At 69.2% G+C, this 26,484-nt stretch carries 31 protein-coding genes; 16 read left to right on the top strand and 15 right to left on the bottom strand.

Translation table 11 applies throughout. From position 1 onward, the window contains the following. The first annotated feature begins 104 nt into the window (after window positions 1-104). The 4 genes from BLT23_RS16385 to surE all read left to right on the top strand — a co-directional run bounded on the left by BLT23_RS16385 (window position 105) and on the right by surE (window position 4,786). Window positions 105-1,193, top strand: a complete 1,089-nt coding sequence (locus BLT23_RS16385) for an FAD-dependent monooxygenase (RefSeq protein ID WP_090050061.1) — start codon at window positions 105-107, stop codon at window positions 1,191-1,193. A gap of 122 nt (window positions 1,194-1,315) precedes the next feature. Next, window positions 1,316-3,043 (top strand): family 20 glycosylhydrolase, encoded by a 1,728-nt coding sequence (locus tag BLT23_RS16380; protein WP_090050059.1) that lies wholly within the window; start codon window positions 1,316-1,318, stop codon window positions 3,041-3,043. A 110-nt stretch (window positions 3,044-3,153) separates the two neighbouring features. After that, a complete protein-coding gene (locus tag BLT23_RS16375) occupies window positions 3,154-4,020 on the top strand; it encodes a 1-phosphofructokinase family hexose kinase (protein WP_245743992.1) in 867 nt (288 codons plus the stop codon). A gap of 4 nt (window positions 4,021-4,024) precedes the next feature. Next, entirely contained in the window at window positions 4,025-4,786 is a 762-nt protein-coding gene (surE, locus tag BLT23_RS16370) for a 5'/3'-nucleotidase SurE (RefSeq protein WP_090050055.1), read from the top strand. Here the strand turns inward: surE and BLT23_RS16365 are convergent. From BLT23_RS16365 to BLT23_RS16345, 5 genes are all read right to left on the bottom strand, one after another. After that, the gene (locus BLT23_RS16365; RefSeq protein WP_090050053.1) at window positions 4,731-5,075 is read right to left on the bottom strand and encodes a hypothetical protein; all 345 of its coding nucleotides are present in this window, start codon (window positions 5,073-5,075) and stop codon (window positions 4,731-4,733) included. The two genes, surE and BLT23_RS16365, sit on opposite strands and share 56 nt — an antisense overlap. A 7-nt stretch (window positions 5,076-5,082) precedes the next feature. Then, window positions 5,083-5,478 (bottom strand): DUF5313 family protein, encoded by a 396-nt coding sequence (locus BLT23_RS16360; RefSeq protein WP_090050051.1) that lies wholly within the window; start codon window positions 5,476-5,478, stop codon window positions 5,083-5,085. Beyond that, window positions 5,475-5,924: a MarR family winged helix-turn-helix transcriptional regulator gene (locus tag BLT23_RS16355; protein ID WP_090050049.1), complete on the bottom strand. Its 450-nt coding sequence runs from the start codon at window positions 5,922-5,924 to the stop codon at window positions 5,475-5,477. The genes BLT23_RS16360 and BLT23_RS16355 overlap by 4 nt, the downstream gene beginning before the upstream one ends. A 104-nt stretch (window positions 5,925-6,028) precedes the next feature. Continuing rightward, on the bottom strand, window positions 6,029-7,108 hold the full coding sequence (locus tag BLT23_RS16350) for an aminotransferase-like domain-containing protein (RefSeq protein ID WP_218133769.1): 1,080 nt from the start codon (window positions 7,106-7,108) through the stop codon (window positions 6,029-6,031). 735 nt (window positions 7,109-7,843) lie between these two features. Further along, the gene (locus BLT23_RS16345) at window positions 7,844-8,047 is read right to left on the bottom strand and encodes a cold-shock protein (RefSeq protein WP_090050045.1); all 204 of its coding nucleotides are present in this window, start codon (window positions 8,045-8,047) and stop codon (window positions 7,844-7,846) included. A 141-nt stretch (window positions 8,048-8,188) separates the two neighbouring features. On the opposite strand from BLT23_RS16345, the gene BLT23_RS16340 reads away from it, so the two are divergent. From BLT23_RS16340 to BLT23_RS16315, 6 genes are read left to right on the top strand one after another with little or no spacing between them, the layout of a single operon-like run. After that, complete coding sequence (locus tag BLT23_RS16340; RefSeq protein WP_090050042.1) at window positions 8,189-9,289, top strand: acyl-CoA dehydrogenase family protein; 1,101 nt, start codon at window positions 8,189-8,191, stop codon at window positions 9,287-9,289. Next, window positions 9,289-10,290, top strand: coding sequence for a s-methyl-5-thioribose-1-phosphate isomerase (locus BLT23_RS16335; RefSeq protein ID WP_090050040.1), 1,002 nt, complete (start codon window positions 9,289-9,291; stop codon window positions 10,288-10,290). The genes BLT23_RS16340 and BLT23_RS16335 overlap by 1 nt, the downstream gene beginning before the upstream one ends. Further along, window positions 10,287-10,943 (top strand): acireductone synthase, encoded by a 657-nt coding sequence (gene mtnC, locus BLT23_RS16330; RefSeq protein ID WP_090050039.1) that lies wholly within the window; start codon window positions 10,287-10,289, stop codon window positions 10,941-10,943. Before BLT23_RS16335 ends, mtnC begins: the two co-directional genes overlap by 4 nt. After that, window positions 10,940-11,536: a methylthioribulose 1-phosphate dehydratase gene (gene mtnB, locus BLT23_RS16325; protein ID WP_281248847.1), complete on the top strand. Its 597-nt coding sequence runs from the start codon at window positions 10,940-10,942 to the stop codon at window positions 11,534-11,536. The genes mtnC and mtnB overlap by 4 nt, the downstream gene beginning before the upstream one ends. Next, window positions 11,533-12,096, top strand: coding sequence for a 1,2-dihydroxy-3-keto-5-methylthiopentene dioxygenase (locus BLT23_RS16320; RefSeq protein ID WP_090050037.1), 564 nt, complete (start codon window positions 11,533-11,535; stop codon window positions 12,094-12,096). The genes mtnB and BLT23_RS16320 overlap by 4 nt, the downstream gene beginning before the upstream one ends. Before the next feature lie 23 nt (window positions 12,097-12,119). Next, window positions 12,120-13,055: an asparaginase gene (locus tag BLT23_RS16315; RefSeq protein WP_090050036.1), complete on the top strand. Its 936-nt coding sequence runs from the start codon at window positions 12,120-12,122 to the stop codon at window positions 13,053-13,055. Window positions 13,056-13,064: 9 nt separating this feature from the next. Here BLT23_RS16315 and BLT23_RS16310 read toward each other — a convergent pair whose 3' ends face one another. Next, complete coding sequence (locus BLT23_RS16310; protein ID WP_090050035.1) at window positions 13,065-14,243, bottom strand: HNH endonuclease signature motif containing protein; 1,179 nt, start codon at window positions 14,241-14,243, stop codon at window positions 13,065-13,067. A gap of 230 nt (window positions 14,244-14,473) precedes the next feature. Here BLT23_RS16310 and BLT23_RS16305 point away from each other — a divergent pair, with 230 nt between their 5' ends. The 3 genes from BLT23_RS16305 to BLT23_RS16295 all read left to right on the top strand — a co-directional run bounded on the left by BLT23_RS16305 (window position 14,474) and on the right by BLT23_RS16295 (window position 15,909). Next, on the top strand, window positions 14,474-14,821 hold the full coding sequence (locus BLT23_RS16305; protein WP_090050034.1) for a Scr1 family TA system antitoxin-like transcriptional regulator: 348 nt from the start codon (window positions 14,474-14,476) through the stop codon (window positions 14,819-14,821). Further along, the gene (locus BLT23_RS16300; protein ID WP_090050033.1) at window positions 14,796-14,969 is read left to right on the top strand and encodes a DUF397 domain-containing protein; all 174 of its coding nucleotides are present in this window, start codon (window positions 14,796-14,798) and stop codon (window positions 14,967-14,969) included. The genes BLT23_RS16305 and BLT23_RS16300 overlap by 26 nt, the downstream gene beginning before the upstream one ends. 112 nt (window positions 14,970-15,081) lie before the next feature. Continuing rightward, on the top strand, window positions 15,082-15,909 hold the full coding sequence (locus BLT23_RS16295; protein ID WP_090050032.1) for a helix-turn-helix domain-containing protein: 828 nt from the start codon (window positions 15,082-15,084) through the stop codon (window positions 15,907-15,909). Between the two features lie 83 nt (window positions 15,910-15,992). Here the strand turns inward: BLT23_RS16295 and BLT23_RS16290 are convergent, their stop codons facing one another. From BLT23_RS16290 to BLT23_RS16250, 9 genes are all read right to left on the bottom strand, one after another. Next, window positions 15,993-16,538 (bottom strand): hypothetical protein, encoded by a 546-nt coding sequence (locus BLT23_RS16290; RefSeq protein ID WP_090050031.1) that lies wholly within the window; start codon window positions 16,536-16,538, stop codon window positions 15,993-15,995. 83 nt (window positions 16,539-16,621) lie between these two features. Beyond that, complete coding sequence (locus BLT23_RS16285; protein ID WP_090050029.1) at window positions 16,622-17,269, bottom strand: response regulator transcription factor; 648 nt, start codon at window positions 17,267-17,269, stop codon at window positions 16,622-16,624. After that, window positions 17,266-19,140: a sensor histidine kinase gene (locus BLT23_RS41655; RefSeq protein WP_090050028.1), complete on the bottom strand. Its 1,875-nt coding sequence runs from the start codon at window positions 19,138-19,140 to the stop codon at window positions 17,266-17,268. Before BLT23_RS41655 ends, BLT23_RS16285 begins: the two co-directional genes overlap by 4 nt. After that, complete coding sequence (locus tag BLT23_RS16275; RefSeq protein ID WP_090050026.1) at window positions 19,119-19,343, bottom strand: hypothetical protein; 225 nt, start codon at window positions 19,341-19,343, stop codon at window positions 19,119-19,121. The genes BLT23_RS41655 and BLT23_RS16275 overlap by 22 nt, the downstream gene beginning before the upstream one ends. Window positions 19,344-19,451: 108 nt before the next feature. Continuing rightward, window positions 19,452-20,441, bottom strand: a complete 990-nt coding sequence (locus BLT23_RS16270) for a zinc-dependent alcohol dehydrogenase family protein (RefSeq protein ID WP_090050024.1) — start codon at window positions 20,439-20,441, stop codon at window positions 19,452-19,454. Continuing rightward, window positions 20,438-21,253: a carbohydrate ABC transporter permease gene (locus BLT23_RS16265; protein ID WP_090050023.1), complete on the bottom strand. Its 816-nt coding sequence runs from the start codon at window positions 21,251-21,253 to the stop codon at window positions 20,438-20,440. The genes BLT23_RS16270 and BLT23_RS16265 overlap by 4 nt, the downstream gene beginning before the upstream one ends. Next, window positions 21,250-22,179, bottom strand: coding sequence for a carbohydrate ABC transporter permease (locus BLT23_RS16260; RefSeq protein WP_090050021.1), 930 nt, complete (start codon window positions 22,177-22,179; stop codon window positions 21,250-21,252). Before BLT23_RS16260 ends, BLT23_RS16265 begins: the two co-directional genes overlap by 4 nt. Before the next feature lies 1 nt (window position 22,180). Beyond that, the gene (locus BLT23_RS16255; RefSeq protein WP_090050019.1) at window positions 22,181-23,527 is read right to left on the bottom strand and encodes an ABC transporter substrate-binding protein; all 1,347 of its coding nucleotides are present in this window, start codon (window positions 23,525-23,527) and stop codon (window positions 22,181-22,183) included. Between the two features lie 72 nt (window positions 23,528-23,599). After that, window positions 23,600-24,361, bottom strand: a complete 762-nt coding sequence (locus tag BLT23_RS16250) for a DeoR/GlpR family DNA-binding transcription regulator (RefSeq protein WP_090050017.1) — start codon at window positions 24,359-24,361, stop codon at window positions 23,600-23,602. 456 nt (window positions 24,362-24,817) lie between these two features. Between BLT23_RS16250 and BLT23_RS16245 the strand changes: the two genes are divergently transcribed. The 3 genes from BLT23_RS16245 to BLT23_RS16235 are packed head-to-tail and all read left to right on the top strand — an operon-like array spanning window position 24,818 to window position 26,476. Beyond that, a complete protein-coding gene (locus tag BLT23_RS16245) occupies window positions 24,818-25,285 on the top strand; it encodes a YbaB/EbfC family nucleoid-associated protein (RefSeq protein WP_090050015.1) in 468 nt (155 codons plus the stop codon). A 4-nt stretch (window positions 25,286-25,289) separates the two neighbouring features. Continuing rightward, complete coding sequence (locus tag BLT23_RS16240; RefSeq protein WP_090050013.1) at window positions 25,290-25,625, top strand: type VII secretion target; 336 nt, start codon at window positions 25,290-25,292, stop codon at window positions 25,623-25,625. Then, on the top strand, window positions 25,622-26,476 hold the full coding sequence (locus tag BLT23_RS16235; RefSeq protein ID WP_090050010.1) for a hypothetical protein: 855 nt from the start codon (window positions 25,622-25,624) through the stop codon (window positions 26,474-26,476). Before BLT23_RS16240 ends, BLT23_RS16235 begins: the two co-directional genes overlap by 4 nt. Window positions 26,477-26,484 lie beyond the last annotated feature (8 nt).

The raw sequence follows: 26,484 nt of genomic DNA, 5'->3' as shown, positions 1-26,484 counted from the left end.
CGTCAAGCACTGAGCGCTGTCAGGCGCTGACGGCGCACGGTCAGCCGGTGGTCAGCGCCGCCCGGCACCTTGTGGGTCACACACCGACCCACAGGGGGAACACCATGACGAACGTCCTGATCTCCGGCGCCAGCATCGGCGGCCCGGCGCTGGCCTACTGGCTGCGCCGCCGCGGTTTCGCCGTCACGGTGGTGGAGCGCGCCCGCGGCCCGCGGCCTGGCGGCCAGGCCATCGACGTGCGCGGTCCCGCGCTGGAGGTTGTCGAGCGCATGTGCCTCGGCGACAGGTTGCGCTCGTGCGGCACGAACATGCGCGGCATGAACGTCGTCGACGCCGACGGCAACGAGCTGCACCGCTCCACCACGCACACCCTCAGCGGTGGCGACCTGTCGAACCCCGACGTCGAGCTGCTGCGCGACGACCTCGTGCGGATGCTCTTCGAGGTCACCGAGGGCGTCGAGTACCTGTTCGACGACACGATCACGTCGATCGACGGCACCCGCGTCACCTTCGAGAACGCCGCTCCGCGCGACTTCGACGTCATCGTCGGCGCGGACGGCCTGCACTCCAACGTCCGCGGGCTCGTCTTCGGGCCGGAGGAGCGGTTCATCAGCCACCTCGGCACGAACCTCGCGGTCTTCACCGCGCCGAACTTCCTCGGCCTCGACCACTGGCAGACGTTCCAGCAGGGCGAGGTCATCGGCGGCGGCGTCATGAGCGCCCGTGACAACGCGGAATGCCGTGTCTACATGGGTTTCACCGGCGTGACGGCGTTCGACCACCGCGACGCCGACGCCCAGCGCCGGCTGCTGGCCGAGAAGTTCGAGAGCGCGGGCTGGGTGTGGCCGACCGCGCTGAAGCACATGTGGGAGGCGCCGGACTTCCACTTCGACTCGATGAGCCAGATCCGGATGGACAGCTGGTCGAGCGGCAACGTCGTGCTGCTCGGCGACGCGGGCTACTGCGGGTCGCCGCTGTCCGGGCAGGGCACGAGCATGGCGCTGGTCGGTGCCTACGTGCTCGCCGGCGAGCTGGCGAAGGACCCGGCAGGCGGGTTCCGGCGGTACGAGGAGGTGCTGCGGCCGTACGTGACGGCGAACCAGGAGATGGCGCTGAAGAACCAGGCGAACGGCGGCGCGCCCACCGACGAGTTCGCGAGCGTCGTGAACAGCTTCGCCCTGCCCGTGTACTGAGGGGAACCGAACCTCGGCGGAGGTGCCCGGTCGGGCGAAATTGGCCCAGACCATTGACGGCACCAGGCGGTGTGACCACGCTGGACGCAGGGCCGCCGCCCCCGACTCGTTGAGGAGGAGTCGTGAGAACTCGCGTTCTCGCCGCGGTCGTCGCTCTCACAGCGGCGTTGTCCGTGAGCGTGCAGTCGCAAGCAGCGGAGCCGCTGCGGAGCCTGGTGCCCGCCCCGGTGTCGGTGCAGGCCAGAGCCGGTGTCACGCACACGCTGGCGGCGTCGGCCAAGATCTACACGGCCCCGGCGGCGAAGGACGTCGGCGCGTTCCTCGCCGGAGTCCTGCGGCCCTCCACCGGCTACGCGCTGCCCGTGTCCGAGACGACCGGCACGCCGTCGGACGGCATCTCGTTGCTGCTGTCCGGAGCGCCGGGCACGGTCGGGCAGCAGGGCTACCAGCTCGACGTCGCCGCGAACGCCGTCGTGCTGCGTGCGAACACGACCGAGGGCCTGTTCGCGGGCGTGCAGACGTTGCGGCAGCTGCTGCCTGCCGCCGTGGAGAGCAAGACCGTGCAGCCCGGCCCGTGGACCGTGCCGGGTGTGCAGGTCGTCGACCACCCGCGGTTCGCGTACCGCGCGTCGATGCTCGACGTGGCCCGCCACTTCCACCCGGTCGCGGCGGTGAAGCGGTACATCGACCAGCTGGCCCTGTACAAGATCAACTACTTCCACCTGCACCTGAGCGACGACCAGGGCTGGCGGATCGCGATCGACAGCTGGCCGCGCCTGACCACCTACGGCGGCAGCACGCAGGTCGGCGGCGGACCCGGCGGCTACTACACGAAGGCGCAGTACAGCGAGATCGTGCGGTACGCGGCGGCCCGCAAGATCACGGTGATCCCCGAGATCGACATGCCCGGCCACACCAACGCGGCGCTCGCCTCGTACGCGGAGCTCAACTGCGACGGCCAGGCCCCGCCGCTGCGCACGGACATCGAGGTCGGCTACTCGTCGCTGTGCGTCGGCAAGGAGATCACCTACCAGTTCGTCGAGGACGTGGTGCGGGAGATCGCGGCGCTCACCCCCGGCCCGTACTTCCACATCGGCGGCGACGAAGCGCACTCGACGCCCGACGCGGACTACCAGACGTTCATGAACCGCGTCCTGCCGATCGTGAAGAAGTACGGCAAGACGGCGCTCGGCTGGCACGAGTTCGTGAAGACCACGAGCGACACCGCGACGATCCCGCAGTACTGGGGCACCACCACGACCAACGCGGTGGTCCAGGCTGCGGCGGCGCGCGGCCACAAGGTCATCATGTCGCCCGCGAACAAGGCGTACATCGACCAGAAGTACCACGCCGGCACGCCGCTGGGGCTTTCGTGGGCGGGCCTCATCGAGGTCCAGGACGCCTACAACTGGAACCCCGGCACGCACCTCAACGGCGTCCCGGAGTCCGCCGTCCTCGGCGTCGAGGCTCCACTGTGGACGGAGACGCTGGTGACGTCGCAGGACATCGAGTTCATGGCGTTCCCGCGGCTCGCCGGGCACGCCGAGCTCGGCTGGTCGCCGTGGTCGACTCACGACTGGGAGCAGTTCAAGGTGCGGCTGGGCAACCAGGCCCCGCGCTGGACGACGATGGGCATCAACTTCTACCGGTCGGCGCAGGTCCCGTGGGACACCGGCGGCCAGCAGCCCGTCCCGTGCCCGCAGCCCGCGTGGGAGCGGTCGAAGGTCTACACCGGCGGCACCGTCGTCTCGCACGGCGGCCACCGGTGGACCGCGAAGTGGTGGACGCAGGGCGAGGAGCCCGGCACGACCGGACAGTGGGGTGTCTGGCGCGACGACGGCGTCTGCTGAGCGACTCCGGGGCGTGACCTCGATAACGGGGTGGGTGAATAACGCCCGCCCCGTTCGGGTAACAGAATGCCGTGGATGCCCGAGTTGCCGTGTTTGCCCCGTCCCCTCAGTTGACCGTCACCGTCGAGGACCTCGACGGTGAGCCCGACGTGCACCTGCACGCGGGCGGCCAGGGTTTCTGGCAGTCCCGGATGATCGCCGCTCTCGGCGTCGAGGCCGTCGTGTGCTCGACGTTCGGCGGCGAAACCGGCCGTGTGCTGAAAACGCTGCTGGAAGGCGAGCACGTGGACCTGCGCGCACGCGATGTCGCCGCGCGCAACGGTGCCTACGTGCACGACCGCCGTGACGGCAGCCGTTCCGAGATGGTCGAGATGCTGCCGGACGCGTTGTCCCGGCACGAGCTCGACGACGTCTACGAGCTCGCTCTGGTCGAGGGCATCCGCGCGGGCACCGCCGTGCTCAGCGGCCCCTCCGACGACCGCGTGCTGCCCCACGAGACGTATTTCCGCCTCACCTCCGACCTGACGAGCAACGGCTGCCGGGTGATCGTGGACCTGGCCGGCGACCGGCTCGCCGAGGCCGTCCGCGGCGGCCCGCACGTCGTCAAGGTCTCACACGAGGAACTGGGCGAGGAGGAGCTGCCCAAACTGATCGAGAAGGCCCGCGAGATCGCCGAGTCGTGCGTGCACGGCGTCGTCGTCTCCCGCGCGGACGAACCGGCGCTCGCGCTGCTGGAGGGCCAGCTCTACCTCGTGCGGATGCCGAAGCTGGAGCCAGTCGACACGCGTGGCGCCGGCGACTCCATGACCGCGGGGATTTCAGCGGGCCTCGCACTGGGTATGTCGTTGGAGGACGCGGTGAAGCTCGGCGCCGCGGCGGGCGCGGTGAACGTGACCCGTCACGGCCTCGGCAGCGGCAGCGGTGACGCTGTGCGCGAGCTGAGCAAGCGCGTGGAACTGGAGCCGATCGAGGAATGAGCGGATGCGGGCGCTGATCACGAACGACGACGGAATCGACTCACCCGGCCTGCTCGCGCTGGCGCTCGCGGCCGTGGACTGCGGCCTCGACGTCGTCGTCGCCGCCCCGTCCGTGCAGGCCAGCGGCACGAGCGCGTCGGTGGCGGCGGTCGGGGACACCGGCCGCGTGGTCAGCGAACGCCGCTCGTTGCCCGGCCTGGACGCCGAGGCGTACGCCGTGGCCGCGCATCCGGGCCTGATCTCGCTGATCGCGTGCCGGGGAGGCTTCGGCGGCAAGCCGGACGTCGTGCTGTCCGGAGTGAACCTCGGCGCCAACGTCGGCCGCGCGGTCGTGCACTCCGGCACCGTCGGCGCGGCGCTGACCGCCCAGGTCAACGACGTCTCGGCGCTGGCGGTCTCGCTCGACGTGGGACTGGACTCGCCCGACCCGCTGTGGGACAACGCGGCGGTGGCCGTGCGCGCCGTCCTGCCCGCGCTGCTCGACATGCCCGCCGCGACAGTCCTCTCGCTGAACGTGCCGAACGTCCCGCAGGTGCGCGGGCTGCGCTGGGCGGACCTGGCCCGGTTCGGCACCGTGCAGAGCCGGGTGGACGACGTGGGCGACAACGAGGTGGAGCTGGTCCACGTCTACTCGGAGGACGACCCCACCCCCGGCTCCGACGCGGCGCTGCTGGACGAGGGCTACGCGACCCTCACCGCGCTGCAGTCGGTCAGCGCCGTGCCCACCACGACCGGCCTTCCCTCGCCGGCCTGGCCAGCAGGATGACGAGACCGATCAACGCGGTGCGGACGGCGAGGAAACCCTCGGTCGTGACGTCGTCGGACGACAGGGCCAGCATCCCGAAACCCACCAGCAGCAACAGCCCGTACACGCGCGCATGCTGGAGGCGCCACGCCATGACGAGGCCGAGCACGCCGACGCCGATCTGGATGACGTGGTAGTTCGGGTCCAGTCCGAACAGGTCGAGCCAGCCGAACAACAGCTGCAGCGAGCCTGCTGAGAGGGTGAGCACCTGCGGCCTCGTGAACTCGAACTTCTCGGTCACCAAGGCCATGAGCTTCCTACCCTTCCGATTGCCGCCAGACGGCGTCGTACTTCGCCTGTCGTTCGCGGTCGCGCTCCAAGTTGCGCTCCTTGCGGCCTTCGGTGGCCGTCCCTCGTGGATACCCGTACTTCGTGAGGCGGTAATCCACGCTTTCCGGTGCGTATGACAGCGCGAAGTACAGACCCACGACGAAACCCAGTGCGCCGCAAGCGATTGCGAGCGGCCACGGCGACCCGAGTCCGAACACGAGTGCGAGGGTGATGGCGGTTGTGAGCGGCGTCACCTGCACGAGACTGCGAACGGTGAAGCGCACCAACCACTTCGGACCGGTCACGTCGTCGTAGACGAACTCGCGGTACTTCTGCGGCACGCGGCCACCCGCGTAGTACCAGACCTTCAGCGCGGGGTTCATCGCGTCGCCTTCGCGATCACCTTGTGCAGCACCTGGTTCAGCTGTGCCAGCTCCTCGAACGACATGTCCAGCTGCTCCACGACCTTGAAGGGGATCTTCAGCGCCTCGTCGCGGAGCTGCTGCCCCGCCTCGGTGAGGGTGACCGCGAGCGCGCGCTCGTCCGTCTTGTCGCGCTGGCGCTCCACGTAGCCGACCGCCTCCAGCCGCTTGAGCAGCGGGCTGAGCGTGCCGGGGTCGAGCTGGAGCGCGGCGCTGAGGTCCTTGACGGTGCGCGGCGACCGTTCCCACAGCGCCAGCATCACGAGGTACTGCGGATGGGTGAGGTTCAGCGGTTCCAGGATGGGCCGGTACACCGCGATCACCGTGCGGGAGGCCACGGCGAGGGCGAAGCAGACCTGCCGCTCGAGCTCGAGCGGGTTTCCCGGGATGCTTGGTGTACTAATCATTTGTGTACACAATATCTGGTCGCACGCCGCCCTGCCAGGGATGTGGCGCACGGCTCAGGTGCTCCGGCAGCGACGTGCGCTGCCGGAGCACCCGGAAGCGCGGATCAGGAGAGTGAGCGGACCGCGGCGGCGAGGCGGGTGATGCCCTCGTCGATCTGCTCCGGCGTGACACCGGAGAACGCGAGGCGCACCTCGTTGTCGCAGCCCTCCAGCAGGAAGTCGGAGCCCTTCACGAACTCGACGCCGTGCTCCTTGGCGACCGGGGCGAGCTTCTCGATCGACACACCCGGCAGCTCGACCCACATGAAGTAGCCGCCCTGCGGCGCCGTGAAGACCGCCTCGGGCAGTTCGCGCCGCAGCGCCGTGACGAGAGCGTCCCTGCGCGCACGCAGCGCCGTGCGGACGTTCGCGACCGACTCCTCCAGGCGACCCGAACGGCAGTACGAGTTCACGATCGACTGCGCCACCATGTTCGGCGAGATGTACGTGGTGGTGGCGATGTCCTGGATCTTCTTGATCGTCGCCTTCGGACCGACCAGGTAGCCGCAGCGGATGCCGGGCGCCATCGTCTTCGAGAACGACGACGCGTAGACGACCTTCTCGTTCTTGTCCTGCGAGAGCATCGTCGGCAGCGTCTCGCCCTCGAACCGCACCTTGATGTACGGGTCGTCCTCGAACAGCACGAAGTCGTACTTCGCCGCGAGGTTGAGCAGCCGCGCGCGCTTCGCCTCGGACAGCGTGTAGCCGGCCGGGTTCTGGAAGTTCGGGATGATGTGCGCGAGCGACGGCCGCACACCGCTCTCCAGCAGCTGCTCGAGCGCGTCGACGTTGATGCCGTCGGTCTCCAGCTCGATCGCGTGGATCTTCGCGCCGCGCTGGCGCAGGTTCAGCAGCGTGCGGTCGTAGGTCGGCGCCTCGACCACCACGTCGTCACCGGGCTGCACGAGCAGCTCGAACAGGAACGCGTCCGCCTGCATCGACCCGTTGGTGACGAGCACCTGCTCCGGCTCGACACCGTGCTGCTCCGCGATCCAGGCGCGCAGCGGCACGTAGCCGACGCTCGTGCCGTACGCGAACGAACCGCCCGGGTCGTCCGTGAAGGCTTTCTGCGCCGCTTCGCGCAGACCCTCCTGGTCGATGATGTCGAGAGAGGGCGCTCCGCGCGTGAACAGAATCGAGGCCATGCGCGGAGCGTACAACTCCCACGATTTGAGCTACGGCCTGTACACGTATGTGCCGAGCTGCCGGGCCGCACCGGCCGCCCAGGTGGTGGATGTCGAGCCGGGGATCGGCGGGCATCGGCGCGGTCCGCGGCACGACCGGCGTCAGGTGCCAGCGCGTCTCCCCACCCGAGGGCGAAGATAGAACATGAAACAGCTTCAGCTGTGTGAACAGTCGACACCACGGGTATCCCCGGTGCGGAAAGCCACTCTCTAGTAATGGAGAGCCACTTTCCACTCATGGAGAGACAACTCCACGGCAGCCGTCGCCCAGCCGAAGGGTTAGGGCCGGTACTGAGCGCCGCCTTCACAAGCCGCGCAGGGTTCGACTCCCTCGGTTGCCACCGCCGTCGCCGACACCGCTGTCACGGCCGACCGCTCGACGGCCGCCGCCGCGGGTCGGCGCTGACCGGACGCAGCACCCCGCCGGGCTGGCAGGCGCCCCCGAGCGAGTGCCCCACCGGCCGCGCGGCGCGAGCGGAGGGGTAGAGGCGACCACCGCGGAACGAGGCGACAACACGCACGTCGGACCCTGCCTTTCGATCTTCTCCGGTGCTCTCACGAGCTCTGGTGATCACCATGGCAGAGGGGTCTGACAATTTCCGATCGCCGCAGCTCAGAGGCCGTTTCCCTGGCAGGTCCCCGACGCGGGGGAGCCCGCCCGGCCGCAGCGCCGGACGGGCTCCCGCGAGAGCGCGGTCAGACCGCGCGGACAGCCTGCGCCTGCGGTCCCTTCTGACCCTGGCCGATCTCGAACTCCACGCGCTGCTTCTCTTCGAGCGACCTGAAGCCGTTGCCCTGGATCTGCGAGTAGTGCACGAACACGTCCGGACCACCGCCGTCCTGCTCGATGAACCCGAAGCCCTTCTCGCCGTTGAACCACTTCACGGTGCCCTGCGCCATACCGGTTGCTCCCTAGATGTCGATACCCCCGCCAGAGCGGGGTGCGCGCGAATTCTGGCAGTGGACGACCTCTCTCACATCGTGGTTAGCCCGGTGGTGTGAAGAAGTAAGTTGGACCGGGTACCGGTGAGAGGAGCAGGGATGACGAACTGGCTGGACGTCGCGCACGACGTGGCGGCGACGCTCAGGTCCGACGCGGCCGACAGGGACCGGGCCAACCAGCCACCCGCCAAAGAGGTCGAGCTGCTCCGCCAGAGCGGTCTGCTCGGTGTCGACGACTGGTCCGTCCAGCAGCGGATCGGCCGGATCATCGGCGCCGCCGACGCCAACATCGGCCACCTCCTCGGCTACCACTACCTCCAGGTGTGGCGCAGCGGCCTGTTCGACGTCCCGTTCAGCCGCGAACCCGACCAGTTCTGGGCGGGCGTCAGCAACCCCCTCGACGCCGCGCTCGAGCTCACCCCCACCGGCGACGGCTTCCGCCTCAACGGCCGCAAGACCTTCGCCACCGGCGCCTCCGTGGCCGACCGCATCGTTGTCAGCGCCACCCGCACCGACAACGGCGAGAAGCTCACGTTCCTGCTCGACGGCAAGGCCCCCGGCATCACCTACCTCGACGACTGGGACAACATCGGCCAGCGCCTCACCGCGTCCGGCGGCGTCAGCTTCGAGGACGTCGAGGTCACCGAGGTCCTCGGGGTCCAGCCGGCGGACGAGGACCAGCGCCTGAGCCTCGCCGCCATCGGCTTCCAGCTCGTCCTCGCCCAGCTCTACGTGGCCATCGCCGAGGGCGCGCTGCAGGAGGCCGCCGACTACACCCGCACCAAGACCCGCCCGTGGTTCGTCAGCGGCGTCGCCACGGCCACCGACGACCCGTACATCGTCACGGCCTACGGCGAGATGGTGTCCCAGACCAGGGCCGCCGGGCTGCTCGCCGACGAGGCCGCCCGGCAGCTGCACGAGGCGAGCGAGCTGGGCCGCGAGCTCACCGCCGCGAAGCGCGCCGAGGTGGCGGTCACCATCTCCGAGGCCAAGGTCGTGAGCACCAAGCTCGTCAACGAGGTCACCAGCCGCATCTTCGAGCAGGTCGGTGCGCGCGGCACCGCCGCCAAGTACGGCGTGGACCGCTTCTGGCGCAACGCCCGCACGCTCACCCTGCACGACCCGGTCGTCTACAAGGCGCGCGAGGTCGGCCAGAACTTCCTGACCGGCGCCCGCCCCGCGCACACCGGGTACAGCTGATGCAGCCGGTCCTCGCCGACTCCGTCCGGCTCACCGACGACGGTGTGCTGATCCTCGACCGCCGCAGCTTCCCGTTCGAACGCGACTGGGTGCTGTGCCGCACGGCCGAGGACGTCGCGCGGGCCATCGAGGACATGGTCACCCAGTCCTCCGGCCCGTACTTCGCCGCCCTGTACGGCCTGGTGCTCAAGGCCCGCACCCTCGAAGGCAGGCCGTTCCCCGAGGCCCGCGCCGAGCTGGCCGCGACCGGCCGGCTGATCGAGAACACCAGGCGCACCAACAACGCCCTGCGCAAGGCGGTACATGTCGTCCTCGACCACGTCGACGCCGCCGGGGACGTCGCGCACGCGTTGGAAGGCGCCCTGGAAGGCGACCGCCGCTACCGCGCGCGGAGCCAGGCGCTGGGCGAGCACACCGCGTCCCTGCTGCCGGACAACGCGACCGTCATGACCCACTGCTGGGCCGACCTCTACCTGACCGAGACGGTCCGGGCGGCCCAGCAGCAGGGCAAGACGCTGCGGTTCTTCTGCACCGAGACCCGCCCGTACCTGCAAGGAGCGCGGCTCACCGCGGAGACGTTGATCGAGATGGGCGTCGACACCACGCTCATCACCGACGGCATGGGCGCGGCCGTCCTGCAAAGCGGCGAGGTCGACGCCTTGGTCACGGCGGCCGACCGCGTCACCATGGACGGGCACGTCGTCAACAAGGTGGGCACACTGGGCCTGGCCGTGGCCGCGCACGCGTTCGGCGTGCCGTTCCACGCCCAGGTGCAGGCACCCGACCACGCGGCGCCCACGGCGGAGCACGTGGAGATCGAGTACCGCGACGGCGCCGAGGTGCTCCAGGTCCTCGGCAGGCCCAGCGCCACGCCGCGGGTGAAAGGGCTGTACCCGGCGTTCGACGTGACGCCGCCGCGGTTCGTCACGGACGTCGTGACCGACCGCGGTGTGTTCCGCGCCGGTGAGCTGGACAAGTACTACGAGGGAGAACAGCGGTGAGCAAGTGGGTCGTGCTCGACATCGAGGGCACGCTGAGCGCGACGGACCAGGTGCTGGTCGTCCTCTACGACTACGCGCGCCCGCGGCTCGGGCCGTGGATCGAGCAGCACGGTGACGACCCGGTGGTCGCCGAGGCCGTGCGGCAGATCAAGGAGCTGTCCGGCCACGACGACGTCGTGAAGGCGCTGCACGACTGGATGGACGCCGACCAGAAGGTCACGCCCCTCAAGACGTTGCAGGGACTCATCTGGCAGCAGGGCTACGCGCAGGGCGACCTGGTCGCGGAGTTCTTCCCGGACGTCGTCCCGGCGATGCGCAAGTGGCACGAGGACGGCGTGAAGCTCGCGATCTTCTCCAGCGGTTCCGTGGCGGGCCAGATCGCGTTCTTCAAGCACACCACCGAGGGCGACCTCACCCCGTTGCTGGAGCACCACTTCGACACGGTCAACGCCGGCCCGAAGCGCGAGGCCGCGTCGTACCACAAGATCGCCGAGACGTTGCAGTCCGACGACATCACCTTCTACAGCGACGTCCCCGCCGAGCTGCACGCGGCGCAGGAGGCGGGCTGGAAGACGGTGGGCGTCGCGCGCGCCGGTGAGCCGTACGGCAACGCCGACTTCACGCCCCACCCGACGGTCTGGGAGCTCTCGTGACCGCGGAGCTCGCCCGCGAGTGCGTCCGCTACGCGCAGATGGGCTGGATGCGCGGCACCTCCGGCAACCTCTCCGTTGTCCTGCAACGCGATCCGCTCCGTCTGGCGGTCACCGTCAGCGGCGTCGACAAGGGCGAGATCACCGCCGAGGACAGCGTTGTCATCGACGCCGACGGCAACGCCGTCGACTCCCCGAAGGTCCCGTCCGCCGAAGCGGCCCTGCACGCGCGGATCGCCCGCGTCGCCGGTGCGGGCGCCGTCGTGCACGTGCACGCCCTGGCCCCGGTCGTCGCGGCCGAGCACTGGCCCGGCGGTGTCGTGCTGCGGGACCTGGAGATGCTCAAGGGCTTCGGCCGGCGCGACCACGAGGAGGTCGTGATCCCGGTCGTGCGCAACTCCCAGGACATGACCGAGCTGGGTGACGCCTTCGAGAAGGGCTTCGACCCCGGCGTTCCGGCGCTGCTCGTGGCCCGGCACGGCGTGTACGTCTGGGGCGACGACCTGATGCAGGCCAGGCACCGCCTGGAATGCCTGGAGTGGCTGCTGCGCTTCAAGGTGGAGACGCGGGACATCTTTACGGGGAGGCACGCATGACGCTGCTGACGGTGTGGCCGGACTCCGGCCCCGACGAGGTCCTCGTCCGCACGACGGACCCCGACGAGATCGCCACCGAGCTCAAGGAGCACGGCGTGCGCTTCCACCGGTGGTCCGTCGTGGACGGTGTGACCGCCGAGAACGCCTTGCAGGTATACGAGAAGGAAGTCGCCCGCGTCAGCGAGACGGAGGGCTACACCTACGTCGACGCCATGGAGATGGCGCCCGCCGACACCGACGAGTACCGCACGAAGGCCGTCGAGTTCCGCAACAAGTTCCTCGCCGAGCACACGCACGACGACGACGAGGACCGCTACTTCGCCCGTGGCGCAGGGGTTTTCTACCTCCACATCGGCGACAAGGTGTACGCGGTGTACTGCACGGCCGGTGACCTGCTGAGCGTCCCCGCCAACACCACGCACTGGTTCGACATGGGCACCGAACCCGACTACGTGTCGATCCGGTTCTTCCACGACGACGACGGGTGGATCGGCAACTTCACGGGCAGCGACATCGCCACGAAGTTCCCGACCTTCGACGAGCTGCGCGCGGGGCTCTGACGACGACGGCTGGGGAGCGCGGCATGAGCTCGCGGGTGGCGGTGGCATCGCTCGGCGGCACGATCACCATGACCGGTTCCGGTGCGGTGTCGCCGACGCTGGGCGCGCGTGAGCTCGTCGTGGGGTTGGAGGTCGGGGAGATCGCCACCCTCGCCACGATCCCGGGCGCCTCGCTGACGTTCGCCACCTTGCTGAAGGCGTTCGACTGGGCCGACGCCCAGGTGTCCCGTGGCGCGTCAGGGGTCGTGGTCGTGCAGGGCACGGACACGCTCGAAGAGACCGCGTACTTCTTCGACTGCCTGTGGCCGCACGACGAACCCGTCGTCGTCACCGGCGCCATGCGGCATCCCGGGCTGCCCGGCGCGGACGGGCCTGCCAACCTCGCTGCCGCGGTGGCGGTGGCCGGTGCCGCGAACTCGCGGGGGCGCGGCGCGCTGCTGGTGCTGAACGACTCGGTGCACGCCGCTCGGTGGGTGCGGAAGACGCACAGCAGCCTGCCCAGCGCGTTCGAGTCGTTCCCCGGTCCGCTTGGGCTGGTGGTCGAGGGCGTGCCGCAGTACTTTCACCCCGCCCACCGGCTGGCTGCGTTGCCGCGGCCTTCCGAGGTGCCGGTGGTGCCGCTGCTGGAGTGCGCTGTCGATGATGACGGCTCCCTTCTCGATGTGTTGGACGTCGGCGCTGTCGTGCTCGCGGCAGCTGGGGTCGGGCACGTGTCGGAGGGCATGGCGGAGGCGGTGTCGCGAGCCGGGTTCCCGGTGGTGGTGGCGTCGCGGACGGGGGCGGGCACGACCTTCCACGGCACCTACGGGTTCGCCGGGTCCGAGTCGGACCTGATCGCTCGCGGTGCGGTGATGGCCGGGTGGTTGTGCCCGCGGAAGGCGCGCGTGCTCGCCCGGCTGGCGCTCGGCTCGCGGACCCCGCTCGCGGACGTGTTCGACGTCCGCGGCGGGATCTTCTGAGCGTCATCGTCAGGCGGCGTGGAGCGGGTTGGTCCTCGGTCTTCGTTGCGGGTCCACGAAGGCGGGTGGCCGGAAGACCGGCAGGCCGTCGCTCATCTCGACCTGCCACTCCGTGTGGTGCACCAGGTCGTGGTGGCGGCGGCAGAGCAGGACCAGGTTGCCGAGGTTGGTCTCGCCGCCCTCGGACCAGAACCTGATGTGGTGTGCCTGGCAGTGCTTCGGCGGACGGGTGCAGCCGGGGAAGGCGCAGCCCTTGTCCCTGGCCACGAGGACGCGGCGCAGGCCCGCGTTGACCGTGCGGGTCTTGCGGCCCACGTCGTGGACCTGGGAACGGCCGCCCAGCACGAGCGGGATGACGCCCGCGTCGCAGGCGATCTTGCGGACCTGACTCATCGGCAGGCGCTCGCCGTTGTCCAGCAGGGCGGTGCCCGCGGACTCGCGGAGCTTGTCGTAGTCGACCGTGACGGTGAGCTGGACGGGCTCCCCGCCGTGGACCCTGGCGCCCGCGGCGCGCAGGGCCAGGTCGACGACCTCGCACAGCGCGTCGCCCTCGCGTTCCGGCGCGAGCCTCGGGTCGGCGGGCTCTGGCTTGGCCAGCGGGTCGATCAACGCGTCCAGCTTCGCGCCCGCCTCGGCGTCGAGGTCGGCGGACAGCAGGTACCTGCCACTCCTCCAGCGCCGCCGCAGCAAGTTCTTCGGCCGGGCCGGGACCGGTTCGGCCGGCTCCGGACCGTCCTGGTCGAGCCGGTAGGCCAGCTCGCGGCAGAACACCCGCGCCGAACGGGGTTCGTGCTCGCGTGCGTAGTGGACGACGTGCTCCTCCGCGACGACCGGCAGATCGGCCATCGCCTCGATCAGCACGTCGACGTGGTCCTCGGACAGCTCGCCTTCGGCCATAGCGCCCGCGGCGGCCGGAAGCTCCGGGGCGATCAGCGAACCCGTGGGCGTGATCGAGGGGCAGAGAGCCTTGGCCTGCCGGAGCTTCCGCCGCGACACTCTCGGATCCCAGCGCACCGTGTGCTTGAAGAGCTCGATCAGATCCTTGTAGCCCAACGCTTCCGCGGCGCCTCGCTGGTCGAGCGCGCCGACGATCTCCAGCACCTGGAACTGGAGCCGTTGCAGCGCACGCACCTTTCGCCGGAGCTCGTCGAGGAGCTCCAGCGGGGAGGCGAGGCTTAGGGCGGTCATGGATTCAGCTTGGCAGGAACAAGTGTTCGAATGCTATTCCACGATGGGATGAAAGGGGCAGGTCGGAGCGTGTTCGCCGTGTGGTGCCGTGTGTCGCGCACGGGTGCCGCAGGGACGGGTGCGTTTTCACTCGAACGAGTTGGTGTATGGGGCGACCTCAAGCCTTACGTTCGCAGGAACGACCGTGATCGCATCCATCGAGTACAGCCGGGATCTGAACCTCGAGTTTCTTGGAGGACTTCCGGAGTCGCTACCGGCACGCCTTCGACACCTACTGCGTCCAGCTGCCCGCGAACCTCCGCACGCTGGCGATGACGGAGGCGAAGGCCAAGAAGATCGTTTCGTATGAGGTCCTGGTACTGCCGGGCCTGTTGCAGACGCAAGGCTATGCCCGCGCTCTCCTCGCCGAAGACGGGATCGAGGCGGAGGAGGACATCGTCGCCGTCAAGCGCGCGAGGAGGATGTTCGCGCGGTTGGATGCCGTGGCCTTGGAAGCGGAACAATCTCGTAGCAAGCTGGCGGAATACGTCAGCGGACTGCGAGAGGACTTCCATGGCCCCCGGACGGATCTGGCGTAAGAGCAGCTACAGCACGGCCAACGGATCGGGTGACTGCGTCGAGGTGTCGGTCGCGCGGGTTGTTCTCGTCCGAGACACGAAGAACGCGAGCGGTGGCCGGCTCGCGTTCTCCCCTCCGGCGTGGCGCGCCCTGCTCAACTGGCTCTGACCACGGAGGTGTCGGCGGTCTCCACCGTCACTGCACGGGATCTTCTGAACGCCTACGTTTTCACCCGAACGAGCTGACGCGTGGAGCCGCTCCAAGGCTTACGTTCGGGGGAATGACCGCGATCATTTCCACCGCGTACAGCCGCTACCTCGGCGACGAGTTGCGCAGGTTGAGGGAGTCCTGCACCTCGTTCACCGGCCGAGGGATGGCCATCCACCTCGGTTGGGACCCGAGCAAGGTGTCGAACATAGAGAACGGCAAGGCACGTGCGTCCGAGATCGACCTGGTGCAGTTCCTGGCGACGTGCGGCAAGGACATCCGCTACGTGGAGGACTTCCGCGACCGCTACCGCAAAGCGTTCGACCCCTGCTTCGCGCCACGGGCCGACAACCTTCGGACTCTCGTCATGGCCGAGGCGATGGCCGAGAAGATCTTCTCCTTCGAGATCCTGAACGTGCACGGCCTTCTGCAGACACGGGACTACGCGCGGGCTCTGTTCATCGACGTTGCCATCGAGGTACCGGAGGACATCGAGAGGCACGTCCAGACCCGCATCGAACGACAGACGGTCCTGAGGCGGGTCGACCGTCCGGAGTGCGTGTTCTTCGTGCACGAGTTCGCGCTGCGGACGCGGTGGGGTGGCGAGCAGGAGTTGCGGGAGCAGTACCGGCGCCTTCTCCACCGCACGCACAGTCTTCGCGTGGTGCCCGCGTCTGTCAGCACATTCCGCTCGTCGCTGGCGTTGTTCGAGTTCGACAAGGCGCCCAGCGCGGTGTTCACGGAGACCGACATGCTGCAGTTGTGGGCGCAGGACGATGAAGCGGTCAGCCGGGCGAAAGCGGCGTTTCATCGGCTGCACACTGTCGCTCTCGACGAGGATCAGTCGAGGGACAAAGTGTTGGAGCACATGGATCGCCTACCCGAGACGGGCGCCACCTGACCGCCGTTTCCAGACGGACCGAGACACGAAGAACGCGAGCGGTGGCCGGCTCGCGTTCTCCACTCCGGCGTGGCGCGCCCTGCTCAACTGGCTCTGACCACGGAGGTGTCGGCGGTCTCCACCGTCACCCGCACGGACTGAGGCGCGAGCGACTGCAGGTACTGGGCGTGGTCGGGGCCGATCGACTCGCTGAACGCGATGAACGCGAGGTTCGGCAGTTCGAAGGCGGTGGTGGCGCAGAACTCCTCCAGCCTGTCGAAGCCGCGGCGGATGCCGGTGGCGTCGAGGCCGAAGGCGGCGTGGGTGTCGAGCTTCGTGGCGCCGATGTCGAGCAGGCGGAGTGCGTGCATCGCGTGGGTGAACGACATGGCGCACACCTCGATGCGGGTGCACGACTCCAGCAGGGTGCGGACCATCGACGGGTGCAGCTGCTTGCCGGACGTGCGCAGGACCACGTCGATGCCGGCTTCGCGGAACAGGTCGACGATCTCGAACAGGCCGGGTACGGCGAGTGGTTCGCCGCCGCCCAGCGTCACGGTTTCCGGGCGCATCGAGATGAGTGCTCCGGCGACGTGCAGCATGCGGTCGTGGCTGAGCCTGGCGTGTGCGACGTCCCAGGTGATGTCCATCGGGCCCCCTTCGGCGGATACGCCGATCCAAGTGGGGGAGAAGTCCCGTCGTCAGGTGACCGCCGTCCCTACTTGGAGGGACTTCACTTGGAGGGACTTCCGAGTCCCGCCTCGCGGGCGCGGACGATGGCCTGGGCGCGGTCGGCGACCTGGAGCTTCGAGAAGATCGCGGACACGCGGTTGCGGACGGTCTTGCCGGACAGGCTCAGCCGAAGGGCGATCGAGGCGTTGTCGAGGCCGGAGGCCATCAGTTCCAGCACGTCGCGTTCGCGGTCGGTGAGCTGGGGGAACAGCACGGCCTTGGACGACGAGATGGCGGTGAAGTAGCCCATCATGCGCTGGGCGATGGTGGCGCTGAAGATCGCCTCGCCGGCTCCTATGGCCTGCACGGCGCGCACGATCTCGTCGTCGTCGGTCGTCTTGACGAGGTAGCCGCGGGCGCCTGCCTTCATCGCGGCGAAGACGAGCTCGTCGTCCTCGTGCATGGTCAGGACCAGGACGCCGACGGACGGCAGGACGTCGAGGATGCGCTTGGCCGCTTCGACGCCGCCCAGCTCCGGCATGTGCAGGTCCATCACGACGACGTCCGGGTCCACGTCCAAGGCGACGGTCACGGCGGCCAGGCCGTCGGCCGCCTCGCCGACGACCTCCAGCCCGTCCTCGCCGTCGAGCAGGGCTTTCAGCCCGCGCCGGAACACCGGGTGGTCGTCCGCGATCACAACCCGAGTCATTGGGCCTCCAACGGGATTCGCGCCACCACACGGGTGCCGTGCGGTTCCGCGGGTCCCACTGTGCACGATCCACCCAGCTCCGCGCAGCGTTCTCGCATGGAGTCCAGCCCGACGCCCGGTCTGGCGTCGGCGGAGACGCCGCTGCCGTCGTCGACGACCTCCACGACCAGGTCGCCGTCGGTGCGGACGGAGATCAGGCACGTCGACGCGCCGGAGTGCCGTGCGGTGTTGGTCAGCGCCTCCGCGACGATGCGGTAGGCGGCGACCTCGACGGCGGCGGACAGGCCGTCGAGCTGTTCGGCGTCGACCTGGACGCGGAGGTCGCCGTTGAACCGCGCGGCCTCGTCGCGCACGGCGAGGGCCAGGCCCTGGTCGAGGATCGGCGGGCGCAGGCCGTCGACGAGGCGGCGCACCTCGACTGCGGTCGTGTCGACGTCGGCCAGCACGGGGTCCAGCACGTCGCCCAACGACCGACGCAGCGCGCGCAGCTGCAACCGGATGCCGACCAACGCCGGTCCGACGCCGTCGTGCAGGTCTCGGCGCAACCGCAGGCGTTCTTCTTCGCGCGCACGCACGAGGCGTTCGCGAGCGAGCTGGAGGTCGGCGGTGAGCTTGATCGACTGGGCGGCCGGGGCCGTGGAGCGGGCGAGGTCGACGAGCAGGCTCAGCTCGCGGTCGGTCAGCCGTTCGTCGGGGGCGCGGGGCTCCACGACGAGGTCGCCGACCGACGAACCCCGGTACGTCATGGGGAACCGGAGTTGCGGCCAGCCTCGGCTGCGGCCGTGCTCGGCCAGCACCGAGCCGCCGCGGATCGCGACGTACGGGAGCTTCAGCGACTCGGCGACGGTCTGGGCGACGGTCGGCAGGACGTCCTGCGACCGTTCCAGCTTCTCGCTCAACGTCGACAGGGCGGCGTAGGGGTCGGAGCGTTCCCCGTACAGCCACCGGTCGAGCTTGCGCTGCACCCAGCTGCGGATCGGCGCGAACACCAGTCCCGCCGCGACGACGCCGAGCACCTCCGTGTCCTCGGTGAAGAGCCGTCCCGCGCCGACCATCACGCCCAGGTAGACGAGCAGCAGCACGACGGTCAACGAGCCGTAAAGCAACGACCGGTGGATCAGCAGGCTGATGTCGTAGAGGCCGTAGCGAACGATGGCGATCACCGCGGCGGCGGGGAACGCGAGCACGCCGATGATCCACGCGACGTGGCCGTCCGTGGTCTCCACGACGGTCGCGACAACGGCCAGCGCCAGCAGTGCGAACGCCCAGACGAGCAGGCGGCGTTCGTCCCCTTCGGCCTGACGCCACCGCACGAACAGCGACACCACGGCCGCCACCACCGAGGCGCCCGCCGTCAGCACGGCGATCATCGTCAACGTCTTCGCGAAGCCACCGCCGCCGGACTGCCAGAAGTTCGCTGGGTCGCCCCACGACCCCCACGCGATCCCGACGGTGCCCGCCAGAGCGCTGAACAACGTCGTGCCGATGGCGATCCACCAGCGCCTGCCCAACGGCTTGCCGTTCGGGAAGACCAGTGCGACGGCGGGGAGCAAGGCGTAGGTGGGCCACCAGACCCACGCTTCGACCCACCGCGCCGGGTGGTCGGCCGACTGGCCCGCGGTCGCGACGGCGACACCGCCGAACACGCCCATCACGAGTAGCAGCCAGCCGACGGCCGACCTGCGGACGTGGCCGATCACCCGCACCCCGAGCAGGGTGCAGGCGACGGCGACCAGCCAGTTCCGCGGATGTGAGACGGCGCCGGTGACCGCTGTGTGCGCCACGGCGAACAGCACACACGCGGCCACCACCGCGCCGACGACCCTGGCGAGGACGACCTCGCGCCGGGTCAGTCGCTGATCCAGTGCCACAGGTTGTGGAACGGCGAACCGGAGTCGAGCGTGGACAGACCACCGGGCCAGCCCTGGAAGGTCATCAGGCGGTGGCGCAGCTGGTCGACGGACAAGGGGTCGGCGGCCTTGTGGACGTGGTCGAAATCGACGTCCCCAGGCTGCGGGTTCAGCGCCCGCGCCTGAAGCTCCGCGTACCAGGCGAGGAGCTCTTCGTCGGACATGTGCGAAAAGTACGGCGGTGTTACTTTCTGCCCGGACTTCGACATGCCTGGAAGGAGCAGCGGGCACCCGGCTGGATACACGGGTGCCCGCGATCGTTTCCGAACTTTTTACGGCAGGACTTGGATCTTGCGGCCCTTACCGGCCTTGAACTGGTCCAATGCCCCCGCGTAGTTGTCCAGCGGCACCCTGTCACTGATGAACACGTCCGGGTCGAGCACCCCGGTCGCGAACAGGTCCGCCGCCCGTTCGAACGAGCGCAGCACCGCCATCGAGCCGGTGATGGTGATCTCCTGGTTGTAGATCTTGTACGGCTCGATGGTGACGCGCGCCGAGTAGTCGGAGACGCCGAACTGGAGGAACGTCCCTCCCTTCGCGACCCGGCCGAGTCCGTCCTGGATGGCCTTCTCGTTGCCGGTGGCGTCGATGACGACGTCCCAGCCTCCCGGCCGGTCCAGCTCGTCGGGCGTGGCGGCGGTGGCCGTGACGCCGAGCTGCCGCGCGGTCTCCAGGCGGTCCGGGTTGAGGTCGACGATCTCGATGGACGACGCGCCGGTGAGCTTGCCGAGCTGCAGCATCATCAGGCCCATCGTGCCCGAGCCGTAGATCAGCACCCGCGACGCGAGCTGCGTGCGCAGCACGTCGTAGCCGCGGACCGCGCACGACAGCGGCTCGATGAGCGCCGCGTCCTCGGTCCGCACGTGGTCGGGCAGCTTGACGCAGTTGGCCACCGGAGCCACGGCGTACTCGGCCGCGCCGCCGGAGGTCGTGACGCCGATGGCGGCCCAGCGCTCGCACAGGTTGTTCTTGCCCGCACGGCACATCCGGCACTCGTAGCAGTACAGCGACGGGTCCACCGCGACCCGGTCGCCCACCGCGACCTCGGTGACCTGGGAGCCGATCTCGACGACCGTGCCCGCGAACTCGTGACCCGGCACGACCGGCAGCGTGGGTGCGAACTCGCCCTGCAGGATGTGCAGGTCGGTCCCGCACAGGCCGCAGGCCGCCACGTCGACGACCACCTCGCGCGGACCGCACGTGGGATCGTCCACAGTGGTCACTTCGACGGCACCGACGCCGGTGATCACCGCTGCTTTCACTTGACCGCTCCCAACGAAAGGCCCTGGACGAGCTTGTCCTGGGCGGCGAACCCGGCGATGAGCACCGGCAGAGACACCACGACCGCGGCCGCGCACACCTTGGCCAGGAACAGGCCCTGGGAGGTGACGAACCCGGTGAGGTACACGGGGGCGGTGCCGGCGACGACGCCGGTCAGCACCCGTGCGAAGAGCAGCTCGTTCCAGCTGAAGATGAAGCAGATCAACGCCGTCGCCGCGATGCCGGGCATCGCGATCGGCGCCACGACCCTGCGCAGGATCGTGAGCAGCCCGGCGCCGTCGATCGAGGCCGCCTCGAGGATCTCCTTGGGAACCTCGGCCAGGAACGAGCGCATGAGCCACACCGCGATCGGCAGGTTCATCGAGCAGTACAGCAGCGTGAGGAACGAGATGTTGTCGAGCATCCCGGAGAACTGCGCGAACAGGTAGATCGGCAGCAGCGCCGCGACGACCGGCATCATCTTGGTGGACAGGAAGAAGAACAGGACGTCCGTCCACTTCTCCACCGGCTTGATCGACAACGCGTACGCGGCCGGGATCGCCAGCAGCAGCACGATGACCGTCGACCCGATCGAGGCGCTGAACGAGTTGATCAGCGGTGGCCACGCGCCGGAGTCGAAGAACTCGGCGTAGCCGTCGAACGTCAGCGGCGCGGTGAGCGACGGCGGGTTGGTCGCCGCGTCCGACTCGCTGTGCAGCGACGTCAGGACCATCCAGGCCACCGGCGCGAAGAACACCAGGCCGCAGAACCAGGCGAGGGCACCCCAGCCGCGCGTGATCCACTTGGCGCTCATCGCTTGTCCTCCTTGAACAGCGAGGACACCGTGCGCAGCGCGAACGTGGCGATGATGATCGAGCCGACCACCACGATCACACCGGCCGCGGACGCCTCGCCGTACTCGTGCGCCTGGTAGAAGGTCTGGTAGATCATGTACGGCAGGTTCGCCGTGCCCAGGCCGCCGGACGTGATCGTGAAGACCGCGTCGAAGTTCTGGACGACGTAGATCGAGCCGAGCAGGCCACCGAGCTCCAGGTACTGGCGCAGGTGCGGGAACGTGAGGTAGCGGAAGATCTGGAACGACGACGCGCCGTCGATCGTGGCGGCCTCGACCGGTTCCACCGGCTTGCTCTGCAGCCCCGCCAGCAGGATCAGCATCATGAACGGCGTCCACTGCCACACCAGCGACAGCACGACCGCCGTCATCGGCATGGAGCTGATCCAGTCCGGCTGGGCGTCGAAGCCCAGCCAGTTGAGGACCCCGTTGAACAGGCCGTACTCCGGGTTGTAGAGCACGTGCTTCCAGATCAGCGCCGCCGCCACCGGCACGACCAGGAACGGCGCGATGAGCATCGTCCTGACCAGGCCCCGCCCCGCGAACTTCTTGTCGAGCAGCAACGCGAGCCCCAGCCCGAGGACCAGGCTGATGATCACGACCGACGCGGTGAGCACGATCGTGTTCCACACGGACGAGCGCAGGTCGGGGTCGGTGAACACGGTGACGTAGTTGTCGAACCCGGCGAACCCGCGGCCCGCGGGGTCGAGCGAGTTCCACTTCATGAACGAGATGAAGAGCGTCGCCAGGAACGGCAGCTGCGTCACGACGACCAGGAAGATCAGCGCGGGCAGCAGGGGTGCTCGCCGCCCCCACTTCGGGTACTTGTTGCGCGGGACGGGAGGCGGCCGGTCGACGACCGACCGCTCCCTGGTCAGGACGGCCATGTCACTGCCCCTTGTACTTCGCGGCGACCTTCTCCGCCAGCTGCTGCGAGCTCTCCAGCGCCTCGTCCACGGTCGTCGCGCCCGCGATGGCGGAGCTGATCTGCTGCGACACCTGCGTGCCGAGGTCGGTGAACTCGGGGATGCCGACGAACTGGATGCCGGGCGCCGGACGCTCCTGCACACCGGGGTTGAGCGGCTTCGCGTTCTTGATCGCGGCCTCGGCCATCGCGGAGAACGTGCCGGAGGACTGCTTGTACTCGGCGCGCTGGTAGGTCGACGAGCGCTTGCCGTCCGGGACCTTCGACCAGCCGAGGTTCTTGCCGACGAGCTCCTCGTAGCCCTTGCCGGACGCCCACGAGACGAACTTCCAGGCGTTCTCCTGCTTCTTCGACGCCTTCTGGATGCCGAACGCCCACGTGTAGAGCCAGCCGGAGCTCTCGGTCTTCACGACCGGCGCCTGGGTGAAGCCGAGCTTGCCCTTGACGGGGGAGTCGTCGGCCTCCAGCAGACCGGCGGCGACCGTGGCGTCGTACCACATCGCGACCTTGCCCTGCGTCATGTTGTTCAGGCACTCGGCGAAGCCCGCCTGCGGAGCGCCCGCCTCGCCGTAGTTGCGGACGAGGTCGACGTAGAACTTGGTGGCCTCCTTGAACTCCGGCGCGTTCACCTGCGGCTGCCAGTCCTTGTCGAACCACGTGCCGCCGAAGGTGTTGACGACCGTCGTGAGCGGAGCCATGACCTGGCCCCAGCCCGGCTGGCCGCGCAGGCAGATGCCGCGCACCTCGGGCGACGCCACCTTCTGCGCGGCCTCCGCGACCTGCTGCCAGGTCGGCTTCTCGGGCAGCGTCACGCCCTTGGCCTCGAAGATGTCCTTGCGGTACATGAGGAACGACGACTCGCCGTAGAACGGCTGCGCGTAGACCTTGCCGTCCTCGGCGGTCAGCGACTGCTTGATCGGCTCCAGGATGTCGGCCTGGTCGAAGGCGCTGTCCTTGGCGACGAAGTCGTCCATCGGGGCGAGCCAGCCGTTCTTGGCGTACATCGGCGTCTCGTAGTTGGAGATCGTCGCCACGTCGTACTGGCCGGCCTGGCTGGAGAAGTCCTGGCTGATCTTGTCGCGGACGTCGTTCTCCGGCAGCACGGTGAAGTTCACCTTGATGCCCGTTTCCTTGGTGAAGTTGTCCGCGGTGAGCTTCTGCAGGTCCTGCATCTGCGGGTTGTTCACCATCAGGACGTTCACCGAGTTCTCACCACCGCCTCCGCCGCCCGCGCCCGAACAGGCGGAGGCGAGCAGCAACACGGCGGTGGCGGCCCCGAACGCGCGGAGAGGTGTGCGAATCGACGGCATCGTCGGTTCCTTTCGAGGGTTTTCGGGCGCGGTGAGGAAGGGGGGATCACACCCGAAGGGCGGCGAGGGACTTCAGGCTCTGACGACCTTGGGGCCCAGAAGGGTGTAGCGGTGGGCCTCGTGGGAGCTGAGGCCGCTGTCGGTGACGATCGCCTCCAGGTCGGAGACCTCGGCGAACCGGTGGAAGCTGGACACGCCGAACTTGGTGTGCGTGCCGACGAAGACCTTCCGCCGGGACGCGGCGAGCGCCCGTGCCTTCACCGCTCCGACCGCGGGGTCGGGGGTGGTCAGCCCGTGCTCGCGGGAGATGCCGTTGGCCCCGATGTAGGCGAGGTCGATGACCATCTCGCCCAGCATCCGCGTGGTCCAGTGGTCCACCGTGGCCAGCGTGTGCCCGCGCACCCTGCCGCCCAGCAGCAGGACGGTGCACGACGGGTGCTCGGACATCGCCGCCGCGGTCGGCAGCGACGCGGTGATGATCGTGAGCGGGTTGGTGGTGGGCAGCGCCTCCGCCACGAGCTGCGGGGTGTAGCCCTCGTCGATGAACACGGTCTCGGCGTCGTCGAGCCGTTCGGCGGCGGCCTTCGCGATGCGCCGCTTCTCCGGCACGTGCGACCCCGACCGGAACCTCAGGCCCGTCTCGAAGCCCGCGCTCTCGACCGGGATGGCACCGCCGTGCGTGCGGCGCACCAGGCCGTGCTCGTCGAGGACGCGCAGGTCACGCCGGACCGTCTCGGGTGCGACGCGCAGCTCCTGAGCCATCTCCACCACGTCGACGCGGCCGTCGGCACGTGCCCTGGCCAGGATGCGGCGCTTGCGTTCCTCTGCTCGCATGTCACCTGCCCGTTCGGTTCTCGGAATGCCCGTTCGGGCGTGCCTAGATGAAACACCCTCGAAACACTGTGGTCGGCACCACAACTGGTTCGGATTTTGCCCGATTCTTGCCCGGTTGGCCGGACTTGGCGGCACGTTCGCCCTGGTCGGGTAGAACGGACATGCCCGATTCGGGGTCCGGACGCGCCTGGATGTGGTCACCGGACACGGCGAAAACGGTGGAACCGGACGCGGCGGACCGGCGTCGGATCGGGCAGGCGAGAGGGAGAGGTGCCGCACGGCTCTGGTCGCGGGTTTGGCCGGGCTCGCGCTCTGGGTGATAGTGGCACCGCCGGTCCGCCGGGTGCCGGCGACCGGGCGGCGGGGACGAGGTGGGGTGTCGCTGTCGGACAGTTCACTTCGGACGACGAGGGCGCTGTCGTCACGGAACGGAAGATCTACACAAGGGGAACGACTTTGAATCCGACCACGGGTGACCCGGAAGCGCTGATGCGCAGCTGGGACCAGCAGATCCAGGCCAAGCTGAGGCAGGCAGACCAGATTACCCAAGCCGCGCGCGAGGTTCGGGTCACCCAGCGGTCGCAGGACGGCGCCGTGTCGGTGACCGTCGACAGCGGCGGCAACGTGACGGCGCTCGACCTGACGGAGGCGGCCCTGCGCAAGCAGCCCGCGCAGCTGTCGGCCGAGATCCTCGGCCTCATGCGGTCGGCCCAGGCGCAGATCGCCACCAGGATGCGCGAGGCGATGGAACCCGTCCTCGGCGGCGACACCGCGACGATGGGCGCGATCGTGGGCGGCCTGCAGGAGAAGTTCCCGCCGCCGCCCGAGCCGCCGGCCCCGGAGCCGCCGCGCCGCGGCCCGCAGCCCACCGACGACGACGACTTCCAGGGGCACAACTGGGCCCGCGACCAGAAGGGGTGGTGACCGCATGACCGCGGGAGGGTTCAACGTCCACACGATCGCCATGCGCGAGCACGCCGGGAGGCTGGACGGCGTCGCCGAGCAGATCGGCGTCGCGCAGCAGGCCGCGGCGCAGGCCACCATCAGCGGGTCCACCGCCTACGGCATCCTCTGCAGCCCGATCATGCTGCCCCTGATGGGCTCGATCGAGGCCGCGGGCCACGCGGCCATCGCGACCGCGAAGACCGTCGTCGCCGCCACGTCGGCGGGTGTCACCGGGATGGCCGACACCTACGACGCCGTGGACGAGGCGATCGGCGGGAACATGCACAAGATCATCGAGAAGCTGGGAGGCGGGAAATGAGCAATCCGCTGGTCGCACAGCCCGCGCAGAGCGATGGTCTGGATCACCTGACCGGGCTCGGCATCGTCGAGCCCGCCGCCGACGCGGCCGCCGCCGTGCAGCGCGGCGACTGGCTGGAGGCCGGTGTCAACGTCGGCGCGGCCGGCCTCGACGCCCTCGGCTTCATCGCCGACCCGTTCGGCAGCCTGCTCAGCTCGGCGTTCGCGTGGTTCATCGAGAATACCAACCCGCTCAAGGAGATGCTCGACGCCCTCGCGGGAGACCCCGGGACGATCCACCAGAACGCGGCGACCTGGGGCAACGTCGGCGACCACCTGAGCAAGGCGTCCGACGAGATGAAGCGCGTCGTGCAGGCCGACACCGCCGCGTGGCAGGGCGCGGCGATCGCCGCGTACACGCCGGTGGCGATGCTCGAAGCGGAGACGATCAAGGCGGCGTCGGTCGCCGCCCAGGGCGTGGGCGTCGCGCTGACCGGTGCCGGCGTGGCCGTCGCCGTGGTCCGCGCGACCGTGCGTGACCTGATCGCGACGGGGATGAGCGAGCTCGTGCAGTTCCTCATCAGGGCCGCCGCGGCCGCCGTGATCACCGTTGGTCTGGCCACGCCCGGCATCGTCGCCGACGGCATCCGGATCGTCGTCAAGTGGGTCAACAAGGTCCGCGAGTGGATCGACAAGATCGTCAGCACCATCCGGAGCCTGTCCAAGCTCGTCTCGAAGTTCCTCGACGTGCTGGAGAAGGTGAAGGACGTGATGTCGAAGGCGAGCCCGAAGGCCACGACCGCGGCACAGGTCGTGAAGAACACGGGCGTCTACGGCACCAACGTGGACGACGGCTCGTACGCCACGAGGTGAGGTCCGGG

The sequence above is a fragment of the Lentzea fradiae genome (genome assembly GCF_900100955.1).
GTDB classification, from domain to species: Bacteria; Actinomycetota; Actinomycetes; order Mycobacteriales; family Pseudonocardiaceae; genus Lentzea; species Lentzea fradiae.
This window is presented reverse-complemented; position numbering and strand designations above follow the sequence as displayed.

What these genes read in the sequence shown, in the direction of transcription:
- BLT23_RS16385 (WP_090050061.1), top strand. Translation starts at nt 105, where the DNA reads ATGACGAACGTCCTGATCTCCGGCGCCAGCATCGGCGGCCCGGCGCTG.
- surE (WP_090050055.1), top strand. Translation starts at nt 4,025, where the DNA reads ATGCGGGCGCTGATCACGAACGACGACGGAATCGACTCACCCGGCCTG.
- BLT23_RS16365 (WP_090050053.1), bottom strand. Translation starts at nt 5,075, where the DNA reads ATGGCCTTGGTGACCGAGAAGTTCGAGTTCACGAGGCCGCAGGTGCTC.
- BLT23_RS16360 (WP_090050051.1), bottom strand. Translation starts at nt 5,478, where the DNA reads ATGAACCCCGCGCTGAAGGTCTGGTACTACGCGGGTGGCCGCGTGCCG.
- BLT23_RS16355 (WP_090050049.1), bottom strand. Translation starts at nt 5,924, where the DNA reads ATGATTAGTACACCAAGCATCCCGGGAAACCCGCTCGAGCTCGAGCGG.
- BLT23_RS16350 (WP_218133769.1), bottom strand. Translation starts at nt 7,108, where the DNA reads ATGGCCTCGATTCTGTTCACGCGCGGAGCGCCCTCTCTCGACATCATC.
- BLT23_RS16345 (WP_090050045.1), bottom strand. Translation starts at nt 8,047, where the DNA reads ATGGCGCAGGGCACCGTGAAGTGGTTCAACGGCGAGAAGGGCTTCGGG.
- BLT23_RS16340 (WP_090050042.1), top strand. Translation starts at nt 8,189, where the DNA reads ATGACGAACTGGCTGGACGTCGCGCACGACGTGGCGGCGACGCTCAGG.
- BLT23_RS16335 (WP_090050040.1), top strand. Translation starts at nt 9,289, where the DNA reads ATGCAGCCGGTCCTCGCCGACTCCGTCCGGCTCACCGACGACGGTGTG.
- BLT23_RS16320 (WP_090050037.1), top strand. Translation starts at nt 11,533, where the DNA reads ATGACGCTGCTGACGGTGTGGCCGGACTCCGGCCCCGACGAGGTCCTC.
- BLT23_RS16315 (WP_090050036.1), top strand. Translation starts at nt 12,120, where the DNA reads ATGAGCTCGCGGGTGGCGGTGGCATCGCTCGGCGGCACGATCACCATG.
- BLT23_RS16310 (WP_090050035.1), bottom strand. Translation starts at nt 14,243, where the DNA reads ATGACCGCCCTAAGCCTCGCCTCCCCGCTGGAGCTCCTCGACGAGCTC.
- BLT23_RS16300 (WP_090050033.1), top strand. Translation starts at nt 14,796, where the DNA reads ATGGCCCCCGGACGGATCTGGCGTAAGAGCAGCTACAGCACGGCCAAC.
- BLT23_RS16295 (WP_090050032.1), top strand. Translation starts at nt 15,082, where the DNA reads ATGACCGCGATCATTTCCACCGCGTACAGCCGCTACCTCGGCGACGAG.
- BLT23_RS16290 (WP_090050031.1), bottom strand. Translation starts at nt 16,538, where the DNA reads ATGGACATCACCTGGGACGTCGCACACGCCAGGCTCAGCCACGACCGC.
- BLT23_RS16285 (WP_090050029.1), bottom strand. Translation starts at nt 17,269, where the DNA reads ATGACTCGGGTTGTGATCGCGGACGACCACCCGGTGTTCCGGCGCGGG.
- BLT23_RS16275 (WP_090050026.1), bottom strand. Translation starts at nt 19,343, where the DNA reads ATGTCCGACGAAGAGCTCCTCGCCTGGTACGCGGAGCTTCAGGCGCGG.
- BLT23_RS16265 (WP_090050023.1), bottom strand. Translation starts at nt 21,253, where the DNA reads ATGAGCGCCAAGTGGATCACGCGCGGCTGGGGTGCCCTCGCCTGGTTC.
- BLT23_RS16260 (WP_090050021.1), bottom strand. Translation starts at nt 22,179, where the DNA reads ATGGCCGTCCTGACCAGGGAGCGGTCGGTCGTCGACCGGCCGCCTCCC.
- BLT23_RS16255 (WP_090050019.1), bottom strand. Translation starts at nt 23,527, where the DNA reads ATGCCGTCGATTCGCACACCTCTCCGCGCGTTCGGGGCCGCCACCGCC.
- BLT23_RS16250 (WP_090050017.1), bottom strand. Translation starts at nt 24,361, where the DNA reads ATGCGAGCAGAGGAACGCAAGCGCCGCATCCTGGCCAGGGCACGTGCC.
- BLT23_RS16240 (WP_090050013.1), top strand. Translation starts at nt 25,290, where the DNA reads ATGACCGCGGGAGGGTTCAACGTCCACACGATCGCCATGCGCGAGCAC.
- BLT23_RS16235 (WP_090050010.1), top strand. Translation starts at nt 25,622, where the DNA reads ATGAGCAATCCGCTGGTCGCACAGCCCGCGCAGAGCGATGGTCTGGAT.